Below are 15,593 nucleotides of genomic sequence, written 5' to 3' on the forward strand. Positions count from 1 at the left end.
TAATATCAATATAATATTGGTATCAAGTTATGCATTCAAAGAAACATTTAAGTTTTAGTGCAATCAGAAGTATGATTGCAGATAGATTTGCTGGTATAGAAGATAGAAGGGGTGTAAATAGTAGTAATAGTATAGCAGATATTATGTTATCTGGTTTGGCGTGTATGTATTTTCAATCAGTATCTTTGCTAGAATTTCAAAGGCGTATGGAAAGGAAGGAACAACGTAATAATCTGCGTAGCATGTTTACAGTACAATCGCTTCCTAGCGATCAGGGGATGAGGAACGTAATAGACCAAGTAGATAGTGACGTAACGTTTAGACCTATTTTCAAAGAATTATTTAGTAAATTACAACGAGGGAAGCATCTAGAACAATATCAAATATTTCCTGGTAAATACTTATTAAATGTTGATGGTACACAATATTACAGCTCTGATAAAGTGAGTTGTAAACGTTGCCTAATTAGAGGGCATAAAAATAACCAATATCATTGTCATCAAGTATTACAAGGGGCTATTGTAAAATTTGGGTTACGACAAGTAATACCAGTAATGCCTGAGGAAATTCGTGTACAAGATGGTGATGAGAAAGAGGATTGTGAGACGAATGCTTTCAAGAGATTTTTGACAAGATTTAGAAAGGATCATGATAAATTAGGGATAATAATCAATGCTGATGCCTTATATGCAACAACTCCAGTGATAGAAACAATTCGTGATCATAAAGCTAATTATATTTTTAAAGTAAAACCCAATAATCATAAGACATTAATGGATAATGTTCAATCTGTAGATAAATCAAAGATAGAGACATTGAGCCTTAGAAGGAACAAATTGATAATTGAATGGGTTAATGATGTTGAATTATTTACTAGCACTAAGGTAAGAACAAATTATATAGCGGCATGGGAGCTAGTGCCGCAGAAAGATGGTAGTAACAAAAGTCAGTATTATGGTAAATGGATTACTGATCTAGAAATCACCTCAGATAATGCTAAAACAATAATAGACGGAGCAAGAGCACGTTGGAAAATAGAGAACGAATGCTTTAATAGCTTAAAGAATCATGGTTATAATATAGAACATAATTACGGTCATGGTTCTGAGAATCTATGTTATAATTTCTACAATTTTACTTTGTTAGCATTTACTATTCATCAAATACACCAATTAGTTGATAAATTATTTCAAGAAATGAGGGAGCAATTTGGTAGATTAGGATCGTTATGGGAACGAATAAGAAGTTTAGTAGACCTTTTTTTCTTTGAATCAATGGAAATGTTATGGGAGATATTAGCTGGCAAACGAGATTACAGAGTCCCGCCAATATAGATTCGACCTATCAAAAGCTTTTTCTAGAGCAATAGACTTATTTATTGCTAACCGTTGGTTTTTACCAAATTGATTACAATAACGTGAATTATGATAAGTTTGTATAAAAATATTTATAGAATTCAAGAAAATACATACAAATCTTTAACAGAAAAATAGATTATTCGTCTTAAAGTTGAGTGGATCGCAATGCTAAAATTTCCCTATGTATCCATAATGTCATATTTGGAATTGCTGTTGTACAATTGTTAACTTATTATGATTAGGCTCTATCATATTACACCTAACCTTTAATTCCAAACAATGCAGATTTTTTTTTGAGCCAGTCACACTCAACGCTTAACTGACCAATTTGCTCATATAGATTCTTGATTAACCCCTGCTGATTTGGATCAGCACTCTGTGTTTTATTCTTAAAACCTTGTACTAACAACTCAAGACCTTGTTTTTTCCAGTTACTGATCTGTGTTGCATGAACACCATACTTACTGGTTATCTGGGCTATTGTTAGCTCTCCCTTAATTGCTTCTATGACAATTTTGGCTTTCTCCTCAGCACTATATTGCCTTACTTGTTTTTTCATCTCTAGCTCTCCTTGTTTGCTAAAGAATTCTATCTCATTTTTCTTATTTTTCTGTCCAAAATATTGGAACCATTATATTTTATACCTTTTATTAAATATTATTTACAATAACTTAGAGATTAAACTATAAAAAAATTATACACAAGTATAAATTAAATTAATATTTAATCTTTATTTATATTAATTTAAATTGAATTTATTGTAAATATTATTGAATTTTTAATTAGTTATCTTCGGCAATTTCCTAGTATAGTCAATTCAGGAGAATTTGGACTTTCCTGGATTGCTTCGTCGACCTTATGGTCTCCTCGCAATGACATCTTGTACTTTAACCTTTTTCCGTGAACATTCACATTCAATCTACAACTGCAGTACTAGTTTAATTCATTAAATTCTACTTTAGCAAATAATTTTGTTTGAAGTATCAATAATTCTGAATGATTATTTGAACTTTCTTCTGCCAATTTATTAGCTTTAGTTAAAAGTTCTAAGTCTCTAGCTAGATCGGCAAAAAAGAATCTTATCTCACCACTTTGCTTTGTTCCTAATATTTCTCCGCTACCTCTTAACAGTAAATCCTGCTCAGCTATATAAAAGCCATCATTACTATTTCTCATTACTTCAAATCTAGATTTTGCAAGTATAGTTAATTTTTGAGGATCATATAGAAGAATACAATGAGATTGTAACATTCCACGTCCAACTCTACCTCTTATCTGATGTAATTGAGCTAAACCAAACTGCTCGGCATTCTCTATGACGATTAAGGTGGCATCTGGGACATCAATACCCACTTCAATTACAGTAGTAGCAATAAGGATTTTAATATTACCATTCTTAAATTGTTGCATAATCGTATCTTTTTGTTCATTTTTCATTTTGCCGTGTATGGTAGTTGTAATGTTAGGGTAGACGGTTTCAATGGTAATGAATCTGCTATTAACGTCAGTCAGCCCAGTAGACCTCTTGCAAAACTCTACTTCTGCTGGTAATTTGTACGTCGATGCGGTACTCGAATCCTCACGTACATTAGAGTACGCTGCGGTTTGAGGTGAAGCGTCTCCTTCAAATTCCTCAGCATAAGCGAGTTTTGCAAGAGGTCTAGTGTTTTTTTCCTGGGTTACTAACTCTTCATCAGTTTGATCGATAAGGGGGCATATCCAGTAAATTTTTTCTCCAGATGTTAGTTTTTTATCCAAAACGGAAATTACATTATTTAGTTTTGTTTTGGGTAAGATGCTAGTAATAATTGGCAGTCGATTTTTTGGCTTACTGGTTAATTTAGAAATATCCATATCTCCAAACATAGTCAAAGTAAGGCTTCTAGGAATAGGGGTGGCTGTCATTACTAAAACATCGGGATACGAGGCTTTGTTAATTAAATCGAGCCGTTGTTGTACACCAAATTTATGTTGCTCATCAATGACAATATAACCTAGATTTTTAAAAATTACTTTTTCTTGAAATAAGGCATGAGTACCAATTAATATATCAATATCTCCGTTTTGTAGCTCTGATAATAGCTTATTGCGTTCTTTGCTAGATATTTTCCCAGTAAGTAAACCAATCTTTATTCCGCTTTCACTTAAGGCTTTAACAAAGAATTGGTGATGTTGATTTGCTAATAAATCAGTAGGAGCCATTAGTGCAGCTTGAAATTTATGATATACTACATTGACTATTGTTAATAAAGCTACCAGGGTCTTGCCAGACCCTACATCACCTTGCAGTAAACGCATCATTTCTGTAGGAGATAATTGATCTTTTTCAATTTCTTCAATGACTTTTTTTTGGTCATATGTTAGTTCAAATCCTAATATTTTAAGTATTGATTGTTGTAGCTGAGGGGATTTAGTAAATGAATTACCTTGTTTTAATTTTGTTTGTTGACGGAGATGTTGTAATGATAGCTGGTTAGCAAATAGTTCTCTTGCTGCTAATCGTCTTAAGGATTGAGTTTGTAATTTAGTATCATGAACTTGGTATAAATGCATGATTTTTAAATCATTTAATAAAGATTCAATATACTCCTTTATTTCTTGAAAATTTTCAGGGATACTGCTACACTCTTTTTCAAGCAAATCAATAGCCTTTATTATATAGGAATAAAGTTGTTTATTAATTATTCCATAAGTTAAAGGATAAATTGATTGTATAGAGTTGGTAAGTTTTTTATCAAAAATAAATATTGGGTGAGATATTTGAGCTAAGCTAGAGAATATTTGCACCTTGCCTTCAATTATTTGCTTACTACCTATCGTAAGTTTATTTAGCAAAAAATAAGGTGGTCTATTAAAAAATATCAGTAGAATAGAACCAGTCTCATTAGATACTAAGATTTTTAAAGGCTGCTTTCTGCTTTTAGGAACAAGAATTTCTTCAATTGTTACTTCCGCTTGAATTAACTGTCCATTTTTCAGTAAAGATAAATTGGGCGAAATTGTTTTAACTTGATAAGAAGTAGGGCGGTAAAATAGCAAATCTCTTAAATTGATTATCCCCAATCTTTTAAGTCCATCAATTATATTATCACTAACGTTAATATGTGATTTAATTGGTAAGAAAAAAAACTTACTGATAGTTAACATATTTTATTACTATATAGTTTTGTCTTTTTAATGTCATCCCTGCGTAGGTAGGGGGCTAGCCTGAATATTGCATGAAAGAATAGAGACAAAACCCTTGTAATACTATATAATATCAGTGTTAAAAGAAGATTACATAGAGGGTTTTGCCATGACAAATTGTACAGGATTAATTTACCAATCGAAAGTAAAAAATCGTCAAATAGAAATAAATTTCACAGGAGGTAATATTAGTAGCGATGGAGGTGTATTATTGCTAAGAGAAGCAGATAAAAGACTTGGTCTAACTAATGAACTGGCTAAGATTTTTCCTGATAAGCGAGATTCTGATAAAATTACTCATACTATTTTAACAATGCTCAAACAGCGTATTTATGGTATTGCTCTTGGTTATGAAGATTTAAATGATCACGATAATTTAAGAAAATGTCCAGCTTTGCAAACAAGTATAGACACACTGGACGATATGGCTAGTAGCTCTACTTTATGCCGTTTAGAAAATAAAGCAGATCGTGGATTTGCTCTTAAAGCTCATAAGGTGATGATTGACAAGTTTGTCGAATCTCATAAAACCGTGCCGAAACAATTAATACTTGATTTTGATGCCACTGATGATGAAATTTATGGCAATCAAGAGGGGAAGTTTTATCATGGATATTATCGTCATAATTGCTTTCTACCTTTATATGTTTTTTGTGGAAAAAAGCTGTTAGTAAGCAATCTTCGCAGCTCAAAGCTAGAACAAGCAAAGCATAGCTGGGCAATATTATCTCTATTAGTCAAGCGTTTTCGTCAATCGTGGCCTGAAGTAGAGATTATTTTTCGTGGTGATGGTGGATTTTGTCGTCATCAGATGCTGGATTGGTGTGATGAAAATAATGTAAAATATATAGTCGGAATAGCCCAAAATACTAGACTCAACAAGCTGCTTGAGCCATTGATGCAACAATCTAACGAAGCCTTCACAATTAGCAAAGAGAAGCAACGCTTTTTTAGTGAATTTAAATATAAAGCTGATAGCTGGAGTCGTCATCGTAAGATAGTTGGTAAAGCAGAAGTAATTAGCCTTGGTGAGAATCCAAGATATATAGTAACTAATTTAGCAGGTAAGCCAGAAGATTTATATGATAAAAATTACTGTGCACGTGGAGATATGGAAAATCGTATAAAAGAGCAACAGTTAGAGCTATTTGCCGATCGCACTTCATGCCATAAATGGTGGGCTAATCAACTCAGACTAATTTTGTCAAGCCTTGCCTATACATTAGTAGAATATATACGTGATAAGTTTTTACAAGGTACTGAATTAGCTAAAGCCTTGGTAGGAACGGTGCGTTTAAAATTGTTCAAAATTGGAGCAGTAATTATTAGAAATACTAGGAGCATTAAATTCTTGTTGTCTTCATCTTATCCTTACCAACATATATGGGATAGTGTTATGAAAAAATTAGCTATAGAATAAGCTAATATGGTACTGTCCCCGGTACAATAAAAAATGGGGGTAAGGGGGGATTCTATCTTAAATCAGGAAGAATTGCATATCTAGACATAATTTAAGTGAAAATTAACATATCCATTACCACTTATAAGCGATATTGCCATTTTATTTTTATAAATACCACCTTCATGCAATATCCAGGCTAGATTCCCGCTTACGCGGGAATCTTAGTGCATAAAAATATCGATATCGTTCCAGCCTATCAGATCCAAATTAGCTCTAATAGGTAAGAACTTAAAAATTTGTTTTGCAAGGTCTAGCCTATTTTCGGCTAGTAATCTATCTTGTAAGATAGAACGCAGCTGATGTAAATAAAGGACATCTTTGGCAGCATATTCTTTTTGTTCTTCCGTAAGTTCATTTCTTCCCCAATAGGAAGATTGTTGTTGTTTAGAAATTTGCACTGAAAGCAATTCGCGACATAAATCTTTTAAGCCATGGGAATCAGTGTAGGTTCTAACCAATTTAGAAGATATTTTGGTACAGAAGATATTCTCTAAATCAATTTCAAGATATCTCTTTATTGCGGCTAAATCAAATCGAGCATAGTGAAATATTTTACACCGATTTTTATCAAGTAATAATTTTTTTAAATTAGGTGCTGCATAGTTCTTGTCAATAAAGTTTACTAGATAAGCATCACCATCACCATTGCTTATTTGCAAAAGGCATAATCTATCCCTATGTACTTTTAATCCCATCGTTTCTGTATCGATTGCTAGGTCTCCAGCAATATTAAAATCTTCTGGAATATCATTGTAAAAAACTATAATGCTAATAATAACCTCCTAATCTTTTGTTGGTATACTCAAAGCGTCATTGCTAGCGAACGTATGTAAGCAAAGCAATCCATTTTTGGTTGCTTTTGTGGATTGCTTCGTTGACCTACGGTCTTTCTCGCAATGACGACCACATATGACTTTAAAACTGTCTTGGGTTACCATATTATTTTACGGTAAATACCTGTTCTGTTGGAGAAGCCACTCCTAAAACTCTTCTGGCCTCTTGGTCAAGCATATCCTTGTCTAGAGATTCTGGTCTAAGTAGTGTTACTTTATGTTCAAGTTCAACACGTTCTGCCCTTAAAGTTTCTAGCTCACTATAGGCTTTTTCCAGTCGTTGATTTAATGTAAAATAAGCAATAATTCCCCTATTACCATAAATAGAATGAAAAATAAAATAAGCTAATAGTAAAGAAAGTAAAACATTAAATATTATAATTTTGGATCTTTTAACTAAATCAATAAAATATTGATAATTCATAATATTTTAATAATAAAAAATAATATTGGGGCGGTGAGAATTATGCTGTCGAATCGGTCTAAAACGCCTCCATGACCTGGTATTATAGTACCACTATCTTTAATAGCAAATTTGCGTTTGAAATATGAAATAAATAAATCGCTCATTTGTGCTATTAGTGCTAAACAAAAAGCTGCTATAATTAAGTGCCGTTTGTTTAACAAATAGTAAGTTGGCAAATCAAATCCTGGCAACAAACTCAATAAAAATGCCGCAACCCCGCTAGCTAATACTCCTGTGATTAATCCACTCCAAGTTTTGTTAGGACTAATCTTGGGAGCAAGTTTAATACCGCCTATATTTTTCCCGCCAATCATAGCAAATACATCAACTGACCATATTATAGTAAAATAGAGTAATAATAGCCACCGATTTTTATCTTCAGTAGCAATTATTACTAAAGATATAATAGGAATGGGAATAATAATCAACCCAAATAATCCATAAAGACAGGATGGTTTGGTCATCTGATACCATTCATATAACATACCTACGGCAATTAATAACATCAATATATAAAATAACGACTTGATAGATATTATCGATATAATAAATACCGGTCCTATTACTAGGGCTGATAATATTCTCGTCGCTATATTAGACTTTTTCTTACCTGCCGCCAAAAGTCCTCTTCCTTTTTGAGTAATCATCTAACGCTTCTAATAAATCTTGTTTGTCAAAGTCAGGCCAGTATTTAGGTGAAAAATATAGTTCAGCATATGCGATTTGCCATAATAATAAATTGCTGATTCTATATACCCCACCAGTGCGAATTAATAAATCTACATCTGGCATTTCTGGATCATACAGATAATTAATAAACTCATGTTCGCTAATATTTGTTTTACCAGAATCGATAATTTTTTGACAGGCATCAACAATCTCTGCTCGCCCGCCATAGCTAAAAGCAAGACAAAGAGTTATTTTATTATTATGTTTTGTTAATTCCATAGCATCATGAATTTGTTTTTGTAACACAGAATCTAATAAACCCAATTTACCGATAATTTTTATTTTAACCCCATTCTTGTGCAGTGCCGCAGTCTCATTTTTTAGGTAATAACGTAATAATTTCAATAAAAATGTGACCTCAGTCTTTGATCTACGCCAATTCTCTGATGAAAAAGTATAAAGTGTAACGTAAGGTATATTAAGTTCTATAAAATTTGCTAATAATTTTTTCACTTTATCGGCACCTACTCTATGTCCTTCAAATTTAGGTAGGTCTTTCCCTAATGTCCACCTAGCATTACCATCCATGATGATAGCTAAATGATTTACTTTGTTGATTGTACTCATATTTACTTTTGTATTATAGGTAGTGAAATTTCAACCAATAACCCGCCTAAAGCTTTACTATCCTGTAATGATATTGTCCCACTATGATCAATAATTATTTCTTTAGTAATAGCAAGACCAAGTCCAACATTCCCTGAATTATTAAGTGAACGGGACTTATCTGAACGATAAAATGCTTTAAATACTAATAATTTCTCTTCATCCTTTATGCCAATTCCATTATCTTCAATCTTTATTATTGCATTAGTAGAGGTAGAGCATATAGTAATTTTTATTTTTGTAGAATATTTTATCGCATTATTTATTACATTAGATATTGCACGTTCAAAGTTGCTAGGCTTAATTTGTGTGTATATTGCTTGCCCTATCGTAATTAATTCAATGTTGGCAGACCATTTATTTGTAACATTTAACATCCAAGAAGATAATTCGATTATTTGAGCTTCTTCTCCATTTTCTCCTCTAGCAAAATCAAGATATGATTTTATCATTTGCTGCATAGCAACTATATCTTCCCTAAGACCTTCTGTTTCCTCAGATTTGTTCATTAGCTCTAATTGTAACTTCATTCTAGTTAACGGAGTACATAAATCATGCGAAATCATAGCAAGCATTCTAGTTCTTTTGCTAATTTGCTTTTCAATGCGTTCTTTCATTTTAAGAAAAGCAATACCAGCCTTTTTTATTTCTTTTGCCCCAGAAGGTTTAAATGTTTGTAATTTGGTGATTCCTTGCCCAAATTGATCAGCCGCATCTGCCAGAATTAAAATGGATTTAATTTGGTTTTTAGAGAAGATTAAGGAAACAGAAAGTAATAAAATGGTTAAGAAGATTAACCATAAGACAAAAATATAGGCAGTTGGATTCATCAACAATTTTGCTGGGAAAGTTATTTGCATTAAACCATTGGTTAATTGAAGTAGTACTTCAATTCTTCCTGAATCATTAAGCTGTACTATATTATTTTTATTAATTTTTACGTTAATAATGTTTTTAAAAATCTCTAATTCCTCACTAATTCTAGGTTGGGTAGGTGATAAGGTTGATTCTGGATAAAACTGATACGATAAATTTAAATAATTGGTTGCTACAGTATTCTTTGCCAATAAATTATTATCATCTTTTTCAAGAAGGTAAATAATCTCATTAGCAATAATATTACTAGTATAGTAAGAAACATTATACCAGTGACGATCATAGAACAAAAATACCGCTAAAATTTGTCCTATTAATGTTGGAACAATGATAATGAGTACAAATCTAGCCAGTAATGTTTGTGGTATAAATTTATGTATAGATAGCATATCCGCTATTCCGAATGGTTTTTAGGTATCTGGGTTCTTTCGGGTCATCTTCAATCTTACTTCTTATTCTAACAATTTGTACGTCGATAGAACGAGGGCTAAGACCTCCCATTATTTTTGATAACTCATCACGTTTCATTTCTTGTCCAACGTTGTTTAGTAATACTTCTAGTAATTTTTGTTCTGTAGAGCTTAATGATACAAGTTGATTATTTTTTATGAATTCCTTTGACTCAAAATTATAATAATTATTACCTAATTGTTTGATTTTATCTTGTTTTTTATAATTATTATAGCTATTTAATAGATTGTTGATTCTTAATAATAATTCTTTCGGTTCAAAAGGTTTAGTTAAATAATCTGATGCCCCGGCTTCTAAGCCCTTGATACGATCATTTGGTTCTGACAATGCAGTTAGCATAACAATTGGCACAAGGTCTTTGGTAGCTCTTATAGTTTTAGCAAAATCAAGTCCTGTAACATTTGGTAACATGACGTCTAGAATAATTAAGTCATAAATAGAAGATTTTAATAATTCCTCAGCTCCTTCGACAGAATGTGTTGTTGATACTAAAAAGCCGTTTTTATACAAAAACTGTTTTAAAAGTTTCTGTATTCTAGTATCATCATCAACTACAAGAATGTGGGGTTTTGAGCTTTGCATAAATAAATTTTAGGTAATAAAAATTACTATAGTTTAATAGTAGAATATTAACAATGACAATAATACAAGAAAATATACTAACTGAAAAGCCGTTTAAAAATCTTAATCAATTATCAGGTTATATTTGGATTAATGGTAGATTTATTGCTTGGCAGGAAGCTAAGATACATGCTCTTACTCATAGTTTGCATTATTCTGGTGGAGTTTTTGAAGGAGAAAAAGCCTATAATGGTAAAATTTTTAAATTAGAAGAACATACACAACGCTTGATAGAGTCAGCAAAAAGTCTAAGCATAGAGGTGCCATATAGTTTTGAAGAAATTATAGAAGCTCACCAGCTACTTATAACAAAAAACAATATTAAAGATGCGTATATTCGCCCATTAATTTGGTTGGGTAGTGAATCTCTTAATCTGACTAATGTAAACTTATCGGTTAATCTATTAATTGCTGCTGTTCCATCAACTCTTAGACCTTCTGGTGCCTTAAGTCTGCATATTGCTCGTTGGCGAAAATGTCATCCAAACTCATTGCCGCCACAATGTAAATCATCAGGACATTATAATATGATGATAGTATGCCAGAAAGAAGCTAAGTCTCTGGGGTACGATGATGCAATTTTATTAGATTGGCGGGGATATGTTGCTGAATGTAGTACGGCAAATATCTTCTTTGTTAAAGATGATCAATTATTCACTCCAATAGCTGATAGTTTCTTAAATGGCATAACACGTCAAACAATTATTGAACTTGCTAATGATTTAAATATCAAGGTTATAGAAGAGTATATAACTCCAGATAGGGTAGGGGAGTTTAATGAATGTTTTATGACAGGTACAGCTGTAGAAGTTAAGGGGATTAAATCGATTAACCTTGGTGAGCGAAATGTCATCTTTGAAGATAGTAAAATTACTAATTTGCTAAAAAAAGAATATAATTACTTAGTGTACAAATAAATAGTGATATACTGAGGTTATGTAAAGTACTTCCGTCTATTAGCGAAGAGTAGCTTGGCAATACCGTCATTGCGAGCGAACGTATGTGAGTGAAGCAATCCACAAAAATGATTAAATGGATTGCTTCGTCGGCTCATGCCTCCTCGCAATGACGTTGGGGTAGAAGTGCTTCCGTCATTGCGAGACCATATAATGGTCGAAGCAATCCATTGTTCATTGGATGTTATATATGACATTCCCGTTGAGACAAATGGCTAAATGCTAATTGGCTTAGCTATAGTCAATTCAGGAGAATTTGGGGCTAGGAACGATGGAGCGACGCCTATTAAGTAATAGGCGAGCGATGAGTGACGACGTCACCAACTTCTAATCAATTGACTATAATAAAAATGATATGAATTTAACAGGTGTTTATGGAAAATAATATATTAAAAGGAGTCATTACAGCTATGATAACTCCTTTTAAGGAGAATAAATTAGATTTTGCTTCTGTGGAAAAGATAGTGAACTATCAAATTGCTAATAAAGTTGATGGGATAGTGGTTGCTGGTTCTACTGGTGAGGGAGCTAGTTTAACTTTGCAGGAATATCAGTCTTTATTACAAGCGGTTATGGAAATTGTTAATAAACGTATGCCAGTAATAGCTGGTTGTTCAGCCATGACTACTAGCGTCGCCGTAGATATGGTGCAAATATGCACAAAAGTTGCCGTTGATGGATTTATGTGTAGTATTCCTTCTTATGTAAAGCCAACTCAAGAGGGAATATATTTGCATTTTGAAACTATCCATAATGCCAGTAATTTACCAATAATGCTATATTCAGTACCTAGTAGAACTTTGGCAGACTTTTCCGATGATACGATAATTAGGCTCAGTAAACTACCGCGTATTGTAGCCCTTAAAGATGCTGGTAACGATTTAGAACGCCCCTTACGAATTAGGGCTATAGTCAAAGATTTTAATTTATTGTGTGGTAATGATGAATTAGCTTTATCTTATAATGCTCATTCGGGGGTAGGGTGTGTTTCTGTTGCGTCCAATATCACGCCTAGTTTGTGCAAGAAATTACAGGATAATTGTCGTGAGGGTAATTATCAGGAAGCTCTGCAAATTCAACAGCAATTACTACCTATATATAAAGCATTATTTGCAGAATCCAATCCGATACCGGTAAAATATGCTGCGGCAAGATTGGGGTTATGTGCCAATGAATTAAGGCTTCCTTTAACTTCAGCTAACGTCGTTACCGAGGAAAAAATAAATAAAGCTATGGAATATGTCGGAATATAAAAAAGTAATAGCACAAAATAAGAAGGCATATTTCAATTACTTTATTGAAGAAAAAATTGAAGCTGGCATAATATTGACTGGTAGTGAAGTTAAATCATTGCGTCAAGGAAAAGCCAGTATAGAAGATAGTCATGCAGAAAATTCAGCAAATGAAGTGTTTTTGTATAATTGTCATATTGCGGAATATGAAAAAGCTAATAGGTTTAATCACTCGACTAGAAGGACACGTAAGTTGCTCCTTAATTCGAGTGAGATAAAAAAAATAATTGGTAAGATTCGCTTAAAGGGTTATACTCTCGTAGCTCTTTCTTTATATTTTAATAAGAAAAATAAAGTAAAAGTTGAGTTAGGGATCGCAAAAGGTAAAAAATTACATGATAAAAGACAGACAATTAAAGAACAAGATTGGAAAAGGGATCAAGGGCGAATTATGCGGGTGAAGTGCTAACCATCATAAATGGATTACTAAAATGGATTAGATTGCTTCGTCAAATATTAAGAAAAAATCAACGAATGGTGAATTAATGACAATAACTGCTGAATACCTAATTGAAAGAAAGCAAAATAAGAAGAAATTAATGCTTTGGAAGCTAGCAACAATTTTTATGTTTATAGTTTTAATTGTGGTGATGATTAAGCAATTTGATTTGACAAAATCTGAATATATAACTACTAATAGTAAATATATAGCTGCTATTTCAATAGAAGATATAATTTTTGAAGATGCAAAACGTGATACAAGATTGGAAAAAATCATTGATGATGATCAGATTAGTGCTTTAGTGGTTAATGTCAATTCTCCTGGTGGAACTGTTGTTGGTTCAGAGAAAATTTATAATATACTCAGGAAAATATCCGCAGAAAAGCCGGTAGTAGTTGTTATGGGTACATTGGCAGCCAGCGGGGGATACTTGATATCCTTAGGAGGTAATTACATAATTAGTCATAATGGGACAATTACCGGCTCAATTGGTGTAATTCTTCAAACTCTAGAAGTCACAGATTTAGCAAAAACTTTAGGTATTACCTTTAATAATTTTAAATCCGGAGAATTAAAGGCGGTTCCTAATCCTACTGAAAAAGTCACAGAAGCTGTTCGTCAGGCAATAATGTCGAATGTACTAGATACTTATGATTATTTCATTGAACTAGTGGCTTTAAGAAGGAATATACCAATTGATCAAGTTAGAGAACTAGCTGATGGGCGGATATATTCTGGTCGCCAAGCTTTAAAGCTAAAGCTTGTTGATGCTGTGGGGTCACAGGATGATGCGATTAAATGGTTACAGGAAGTTAAAAAAATCGATAAGGATTTGAAAGTAAAAGAATTTAGAATAAAACCGAAACCAAAATTCCTTGAAATGATTATGGAAGATTTTGATAGTATCTTGCCAAGTTTTTTCAAGAATAAATTTCAAGGATTAGGGGCAATCTTTTGATTTATGGCAAAAAAATCTGACTTAGTAAATAAAATATCGGAGAACCTTGGTTATCTTTCTAGAGAGGATATAAAAGATTCGGTAGATTTGGTTTTGGATTATTTGCAATCTAGCTTAGCTGAACAAAACCGTATTGAAATTAGAGGGTTTGGTAGTTTCTCGGTTAGGCAGCGGAAATTTTCAAATAGTGAGCAATCATATAAAATCGTTTATTATCGTATGCCTAAAAATTATGGTAACATATGGGAGAAAAATATAGGGTCTTAAATTTACTCCTCATCCCTATCTTTTATTAAAATCAATTTATTGCAAGATTTTTAGTGGAGAAGATGGTAAAATAGCATTAGTTATCAATATAGAATTAAGAGGTTATATTATATGTTTTTATCAAAATTTCTTGACCCTAAAAATGATTTTTGTTTTCGCCAAATATTTGGTACTGAAAAGAACAAGGATATACTTGTTCATTTTTTAAATGATGTCCTAAAGTTTGAAGGTAGTGACCAAATAACTAATGTGGAATTTTTGCCAACTATCCAAGACCCTGATATTGCTATTTACAGAAAATCTATAGTTGATGTATTATGTAAAGATCAACATGGTAATCAATTCATCGTAGAGATGCAGATAAGTAAGCATCCAGGATTTGAGAAAAGAGCCCAATATTATGCGGCTAAAGCATATTCTAGGCAAATACTCAAAGAAGATGAAAACCATAAAAAGTTGGCAGTATACGCTAAATTAAAAGGAGTGATATTTTTAGCAATAGCAGATTTTGTGATGTTTGACGATAAAAAACATTGGAAGTCAGAGCATCGTCTTTTAGATACAGAAAGCTACGCTAATGATTTAAAAGATTTTTACTTTGTTTTTTTAGAACTCAAGAAATTTAATAAAATTATCAATAATCTAGAGACTACAGAGGAAAAGTGGATGTATTTTTTCAAACATGCAGGAGATAGTACATTAACATTAGCCGAAATAGAGAAGTTAATAGGTAAGGATAAAATTATTAGGAGAGCCTTTGAGGCGGTAGACCAAGCAAGCTGGTCAGAAGCGGAGCTTAACACTTATGAGGAAAGAACAAAAGCCTATTTTGATAATTTAGCGGTAGAACAGCAACAAATTGAAGATGCTGAAGCTAAAGGAAAAGCTATAGGTGAAGCTAAAGGCAAGGCTGAAGGCAAGGCTGAAGGTATTAAAGAAAGTACTATAGCCATGGCGAAAGAAATGCTAGCTGATAATGAGCCAATAGAAAAAATAGTTAAATATACAAAACTAACTATTAAGGAAATAGAAGCATTAAAAAAAGAATGAACCTTAACAAGAATGTAATC

At 32.5% G+C, this 15,593-nt stretch carries 16 protein-coding genes; 8 read left to right on the plus strand and 8 right to left on the minus strand.

Annotated features, from left to right (window positions below; genetic code table 11):
- The first annotated feature begins 29 nt into the window (after positions 1-29).
- Entirely contained in the window at positions 30-1,334 is a 1,305-nt protein-coding gene (locus NBW66_RS00865) for a transposase (RefSeq protein WP_250311217.1), read from the plus strand.
- Positions 1,335-1,617: 283 nt separating this feature from the next.
- Here the strand turns inward: NBW66_RS00865 and NBW66_RS00870 are convergent, their stop codons facing one another.
- Both NBW66_RS00870 and NBW66_RS00875 read right to left on the minus strand, forming a co-directional pair.
- On the minus strand, positions 1,618-1,917 hold the full coding sequence (locus NBW66_RS00870) for a transposase (protein ID WP_094649795.1): 300 nt from the start codon (positions 1,915-1,917) through the stop codon (positions 1,618-1,620).
- Positions 1,918-2,291: 374 nt separating this feature from the next.
- A complete protein-coding gene (locus NBW66_RS00875) occupies positions 2,292-4,505 on the minus strand; it encodes an ATP-dependent DNA helicase RecG (RefSeq protein ID WP_250311461.1) in 2,214 nt (737 codons plus the stop codon).
- Between the two features lie 148 nt (positions 4,506-4,653).
- Between NBW66_RS00875 and NBW66_RS00880 the strand changes: the two genes are divergently transcribed.
- Positions 4,654-5,964, plus strand: a complete 1,311-nt coding sequence (locus tag NBW66_RS00880) for an IS1380 family transposase (RefSeq protein ID WP_250312222.1) — start codon at positions 4,654-4,656, stop codon at positions 5,962-5,964.
- Between the two features lie 203 nt (positions 5,965-6,167).
- On the opposite strand, the gene NBW66_RS00885 is transcribed toward NBW66_RS00880, so the two are convergent.
- The 6 genes from NBW66_RS00885 to NBW66_RS00910 form a co-directional block, all read right to left on the minus strand.
- Positions 6,168-6,779: a ribonuclease D gene (locus tag NBW66_RS00885; protein WP_250312223.1), complete on the minus strand. Its 612-nt coding sequence runs from the start codon at positions 6,777-6,779 to the stop codon at positions 6,168-6,170.
- Positions 6,780-6,945: 166 nt separating this feature from the next.
- The gene (locus NBW66_RS00890; protein ID WP_250311462.1) at positions 6,946-7,263 is read right to left on the minus strand and encodes an FtsB family cell division protein; all 318 of its coding nucleotides are present in this window, start codon (positions 7,261-7,263) and stop codon (positions 6,946-6,948) included.
- Entirely contained in the window at positions 7,260-7,952 is a 693-nt protein-coding gene (locus NBW66_RS00895) for a phosphatidate cytidylyltransferase (protein WP_250311463.1), read from the minus strand. The genes NBW66_RS00890 and NBW66_RS00895 overlap by 4 nt, the downstream gene beginning before the upstream one ends.
- Positions 7,912-8,601 (minus strand): polyprenyl diphosphate synthase, encoded by a 690-nt coding sequence (gene uppS, locus NBW66_RS00900; protein WP_250311464.1) that lies wholly within the window; start codon positions 8,599-8,601, stop codon positions 7,912-7,914. Before uppS ends, NBW66_RS00895 begins: the two co-directional genes overlap by 41 nt.
- 2 nt (positions 8,602-8,603) lie before the next feature.
- On the minus strand, positions 8,604-9,905 hold the full coding sequence (locus NBW66_RS00905; protein WP_250311465.1) for a sensor histidine kinase: 1,302 nt from the start codon (positions 9,903-9,905) through the stop codon (positions 8,604-8,606).
- Positions 9,889-10,569: a response regulator transcription factor gene (locus NBW66_RS00910; RefSeq protein ID WP_250311466.1), complete on the minus strand. Its 681-nt coding sequence runs from the start codon at positions 10,567-10,569 to the stop codon at positions 9,889-9,891. Before NBW66_RS00910 ends, NBW66_RS00905 begins: the two co-directional genes overlap by 17 nt.
- Positions 10,570-10,622: 53 nt before the next feature.
- Between NBW66_RS00910 and NBW66_RS00915 the strand changes: the two genes are divergently transcribed.
- From NBW66_RS00915 to NBW66_RS00940, 6 genes are all read left to right on the plus strand, one after another.
- Positions 10,623-11,525 carry a branched-chain amino acid transaminase gene (locus NBW66_RS00915; RefSeq protein ID WP_250311467.1) on the plus strand — a complete coding sequence of 301 codons (903 nt, stop codon included), beginning with the start codon at positions 10,623-10,625 and terminating at the stop codon, positions 11,523-11,525.
- Between the two features lie 413 nt (positions 11,526-11,938).
- Entirely contained in the window at positions 11,939-12,817 is an 879-nt protein-coding gene (dapA, locus tag NBW66_RS00920; protein ID WP_250311468.1) for a 4-hydroxy-tetrahydrodipicolinate synthase, read from the plus strand.
- Positions 12,804-13,265 carry an SsrA-binding protein SmpB gene (gene smpB / locus NBW66_RS00925; protein ID WP_250311469.1) on the plus strand — a complete coding sequence of 154 codons (462 nt, stop codon included), beginning with the start codon at positions 12,804-12,806 and terminating at the stop codon, positions 13,263-13,265. Before dapA ends, smpB begins: the two co-directional genes overlap by 14 nt.
- 76 nt (positions 13,266-13,341) lie before the next feature.
- Positions 13,342-14,256: a signal peptide peptidase SppA gene (sppA, locus tag NBW66_RS00930; protein ID WP_250311470.1), complete on the plus strand. Its 915-nt coding sequence runs from the start codon at positions 13,342-13,344 to the stop codon at positions 14,254-14,256.
- 3 nt (positions 14,257-14,259) lie between these two features.
- Positions 14,260-14,523: an HU family DNA-binding protein gene (locus NBW66_RS00935; RefSeq protein WP_250311471.1), complete on the plus strand. Its 264-nt coding sequence runs from the start codon at positions 14,260-14,262 to the stop codon at positions 14,521-14,523.
- A gap of 111 nt (positions 14,524-14,634) precedes the next feature.
- Positions 14,635-15,573 (plus strand): Rpn family recombination-promoting nuclease/putative transposase, encoded by a 939-nt coding sequence (locus NBW66_RS00940; protein ID WP_250311472.1) that lies wholly within the window; start codon positions 14,635-14,637, stop codon positions 15,571-15,573.
- Positions 15,574-15,593 lie beyond the last annotated feature (20 nt).

The organism is Rickettsia endosymbiont of Oedothorax gibbosus (assembly GCF_936269705.1).
Taxonomy (GTDB): Bacteria; Pseudomonadota; Alphaproteobacteria; order Rickettsiales; family Rickettsiaceae; genus Tisiphia.

Excerpts from the sequence above, each read along its gene's own strand:
- NBW66_RS00865 (WP_250311217.1), top strand. The coding sequence starts at position 30 with ATGCATTCAAAGAAACATTTAAGTTTTAGTGCAATCAGAAGTATGATT.
- NBW66_RS00910 (WP_250311466.1), bottom strand. The coding sequence starts at position 10,569 with ATGCAAAGCTCAAAACCCCACATTCTTGTAGTTGATGATGATACTAGA.
- smpB (WP_250311469.1), top strand. The coding sequence starts at position 12,804 with ATGTCGGAATATAAAAAAGTAATAGCACAAAATAAGAAGGCATATTTC.
- NBW66_RS00895 (WP_250311463.1), bottom strand. The coding sequence starts at position 7,952 with ATGATTACTCAAAAAGGAAGAGGACTTTTGGCGGCAGGTAAGAAAAAG.
- NBW66_RS00940 (WP_250311472.1), top strand. The coding sequence starts at position 14,635 with ATGTTTTTATCAAAATTTCTTGACCCTAAAAATGATTTTTGTTTTCGC.
- NBW66_RS00880 (WP_250312222.1), top strand. The coding sequence starts at position 4,654 with ATGACAAATTGTACAGGATTAATTTACCAATCGAAAGTAAAAAATCGT.
- NBW66_RS00905 (WP_250311465.1), bottom strand. The coding sequence starts at position 9,905 with ATGCTATCTATACATAAATTTATACCACAAACATTACTGGCTAGATTT.
- NBW66_RS00875 (WP_250311461.1), bottom strand. The coding sequence starts at position 4,505 with ATGTTAACTATCAGTAAGTTTTTTTTCTTACCAATTAAATCACATATT.
- sppA (WP_250311470.1), top strand. The coding sequence starts at position 13,342 with ATGACAATAACTGCTGAATACCTAATTGAAAGAAAGCAAAATAAGAAG.
- NBW66_RS00870 (WP_094649795.1), bottom strand. The coding sequence starts at position 1,917 with ATGAAAAAACAAGTAAGGCAATATAGTGCTGAGGAGAAAGCCAAAATT.
- uppS (WP_250311464.1), bottom strand. The coding sequence starts at position 8,601 with ATGAGTACAATCAACAAAGTAAATCATTTAGCTATCATCATGGATGGT.
- dapA (WP_250311468.1), top strand. The coding sequence starts at position 11,939 with ATGGAAAATAATATATTAAAAGGAGTCATTACAGCTATGATAACTCCT.
- NBW66_RS00935 (WP_250311471.1), top strand. The coding sequence starts at position 14,260 with ATGGCAAAAAAATCTGACTTAGTAAATAAAATATCGGAGAACCTTGGT.
- NBW66_RS00915 (WP_250311467.1), top strand. The coding sequence starts at position 10,623 with ATGACAATAATACAAGAAAATATACTAACTGAAAAGCCGTTTAAAAAT.
- NBW66_RS00890 (WP_250311462.1), bottom strand. The coding sequence starts at position 7,263 with ATGAATTATCAATATTTTATTGATTTAGTTAAAAGATCCAAAATTATA.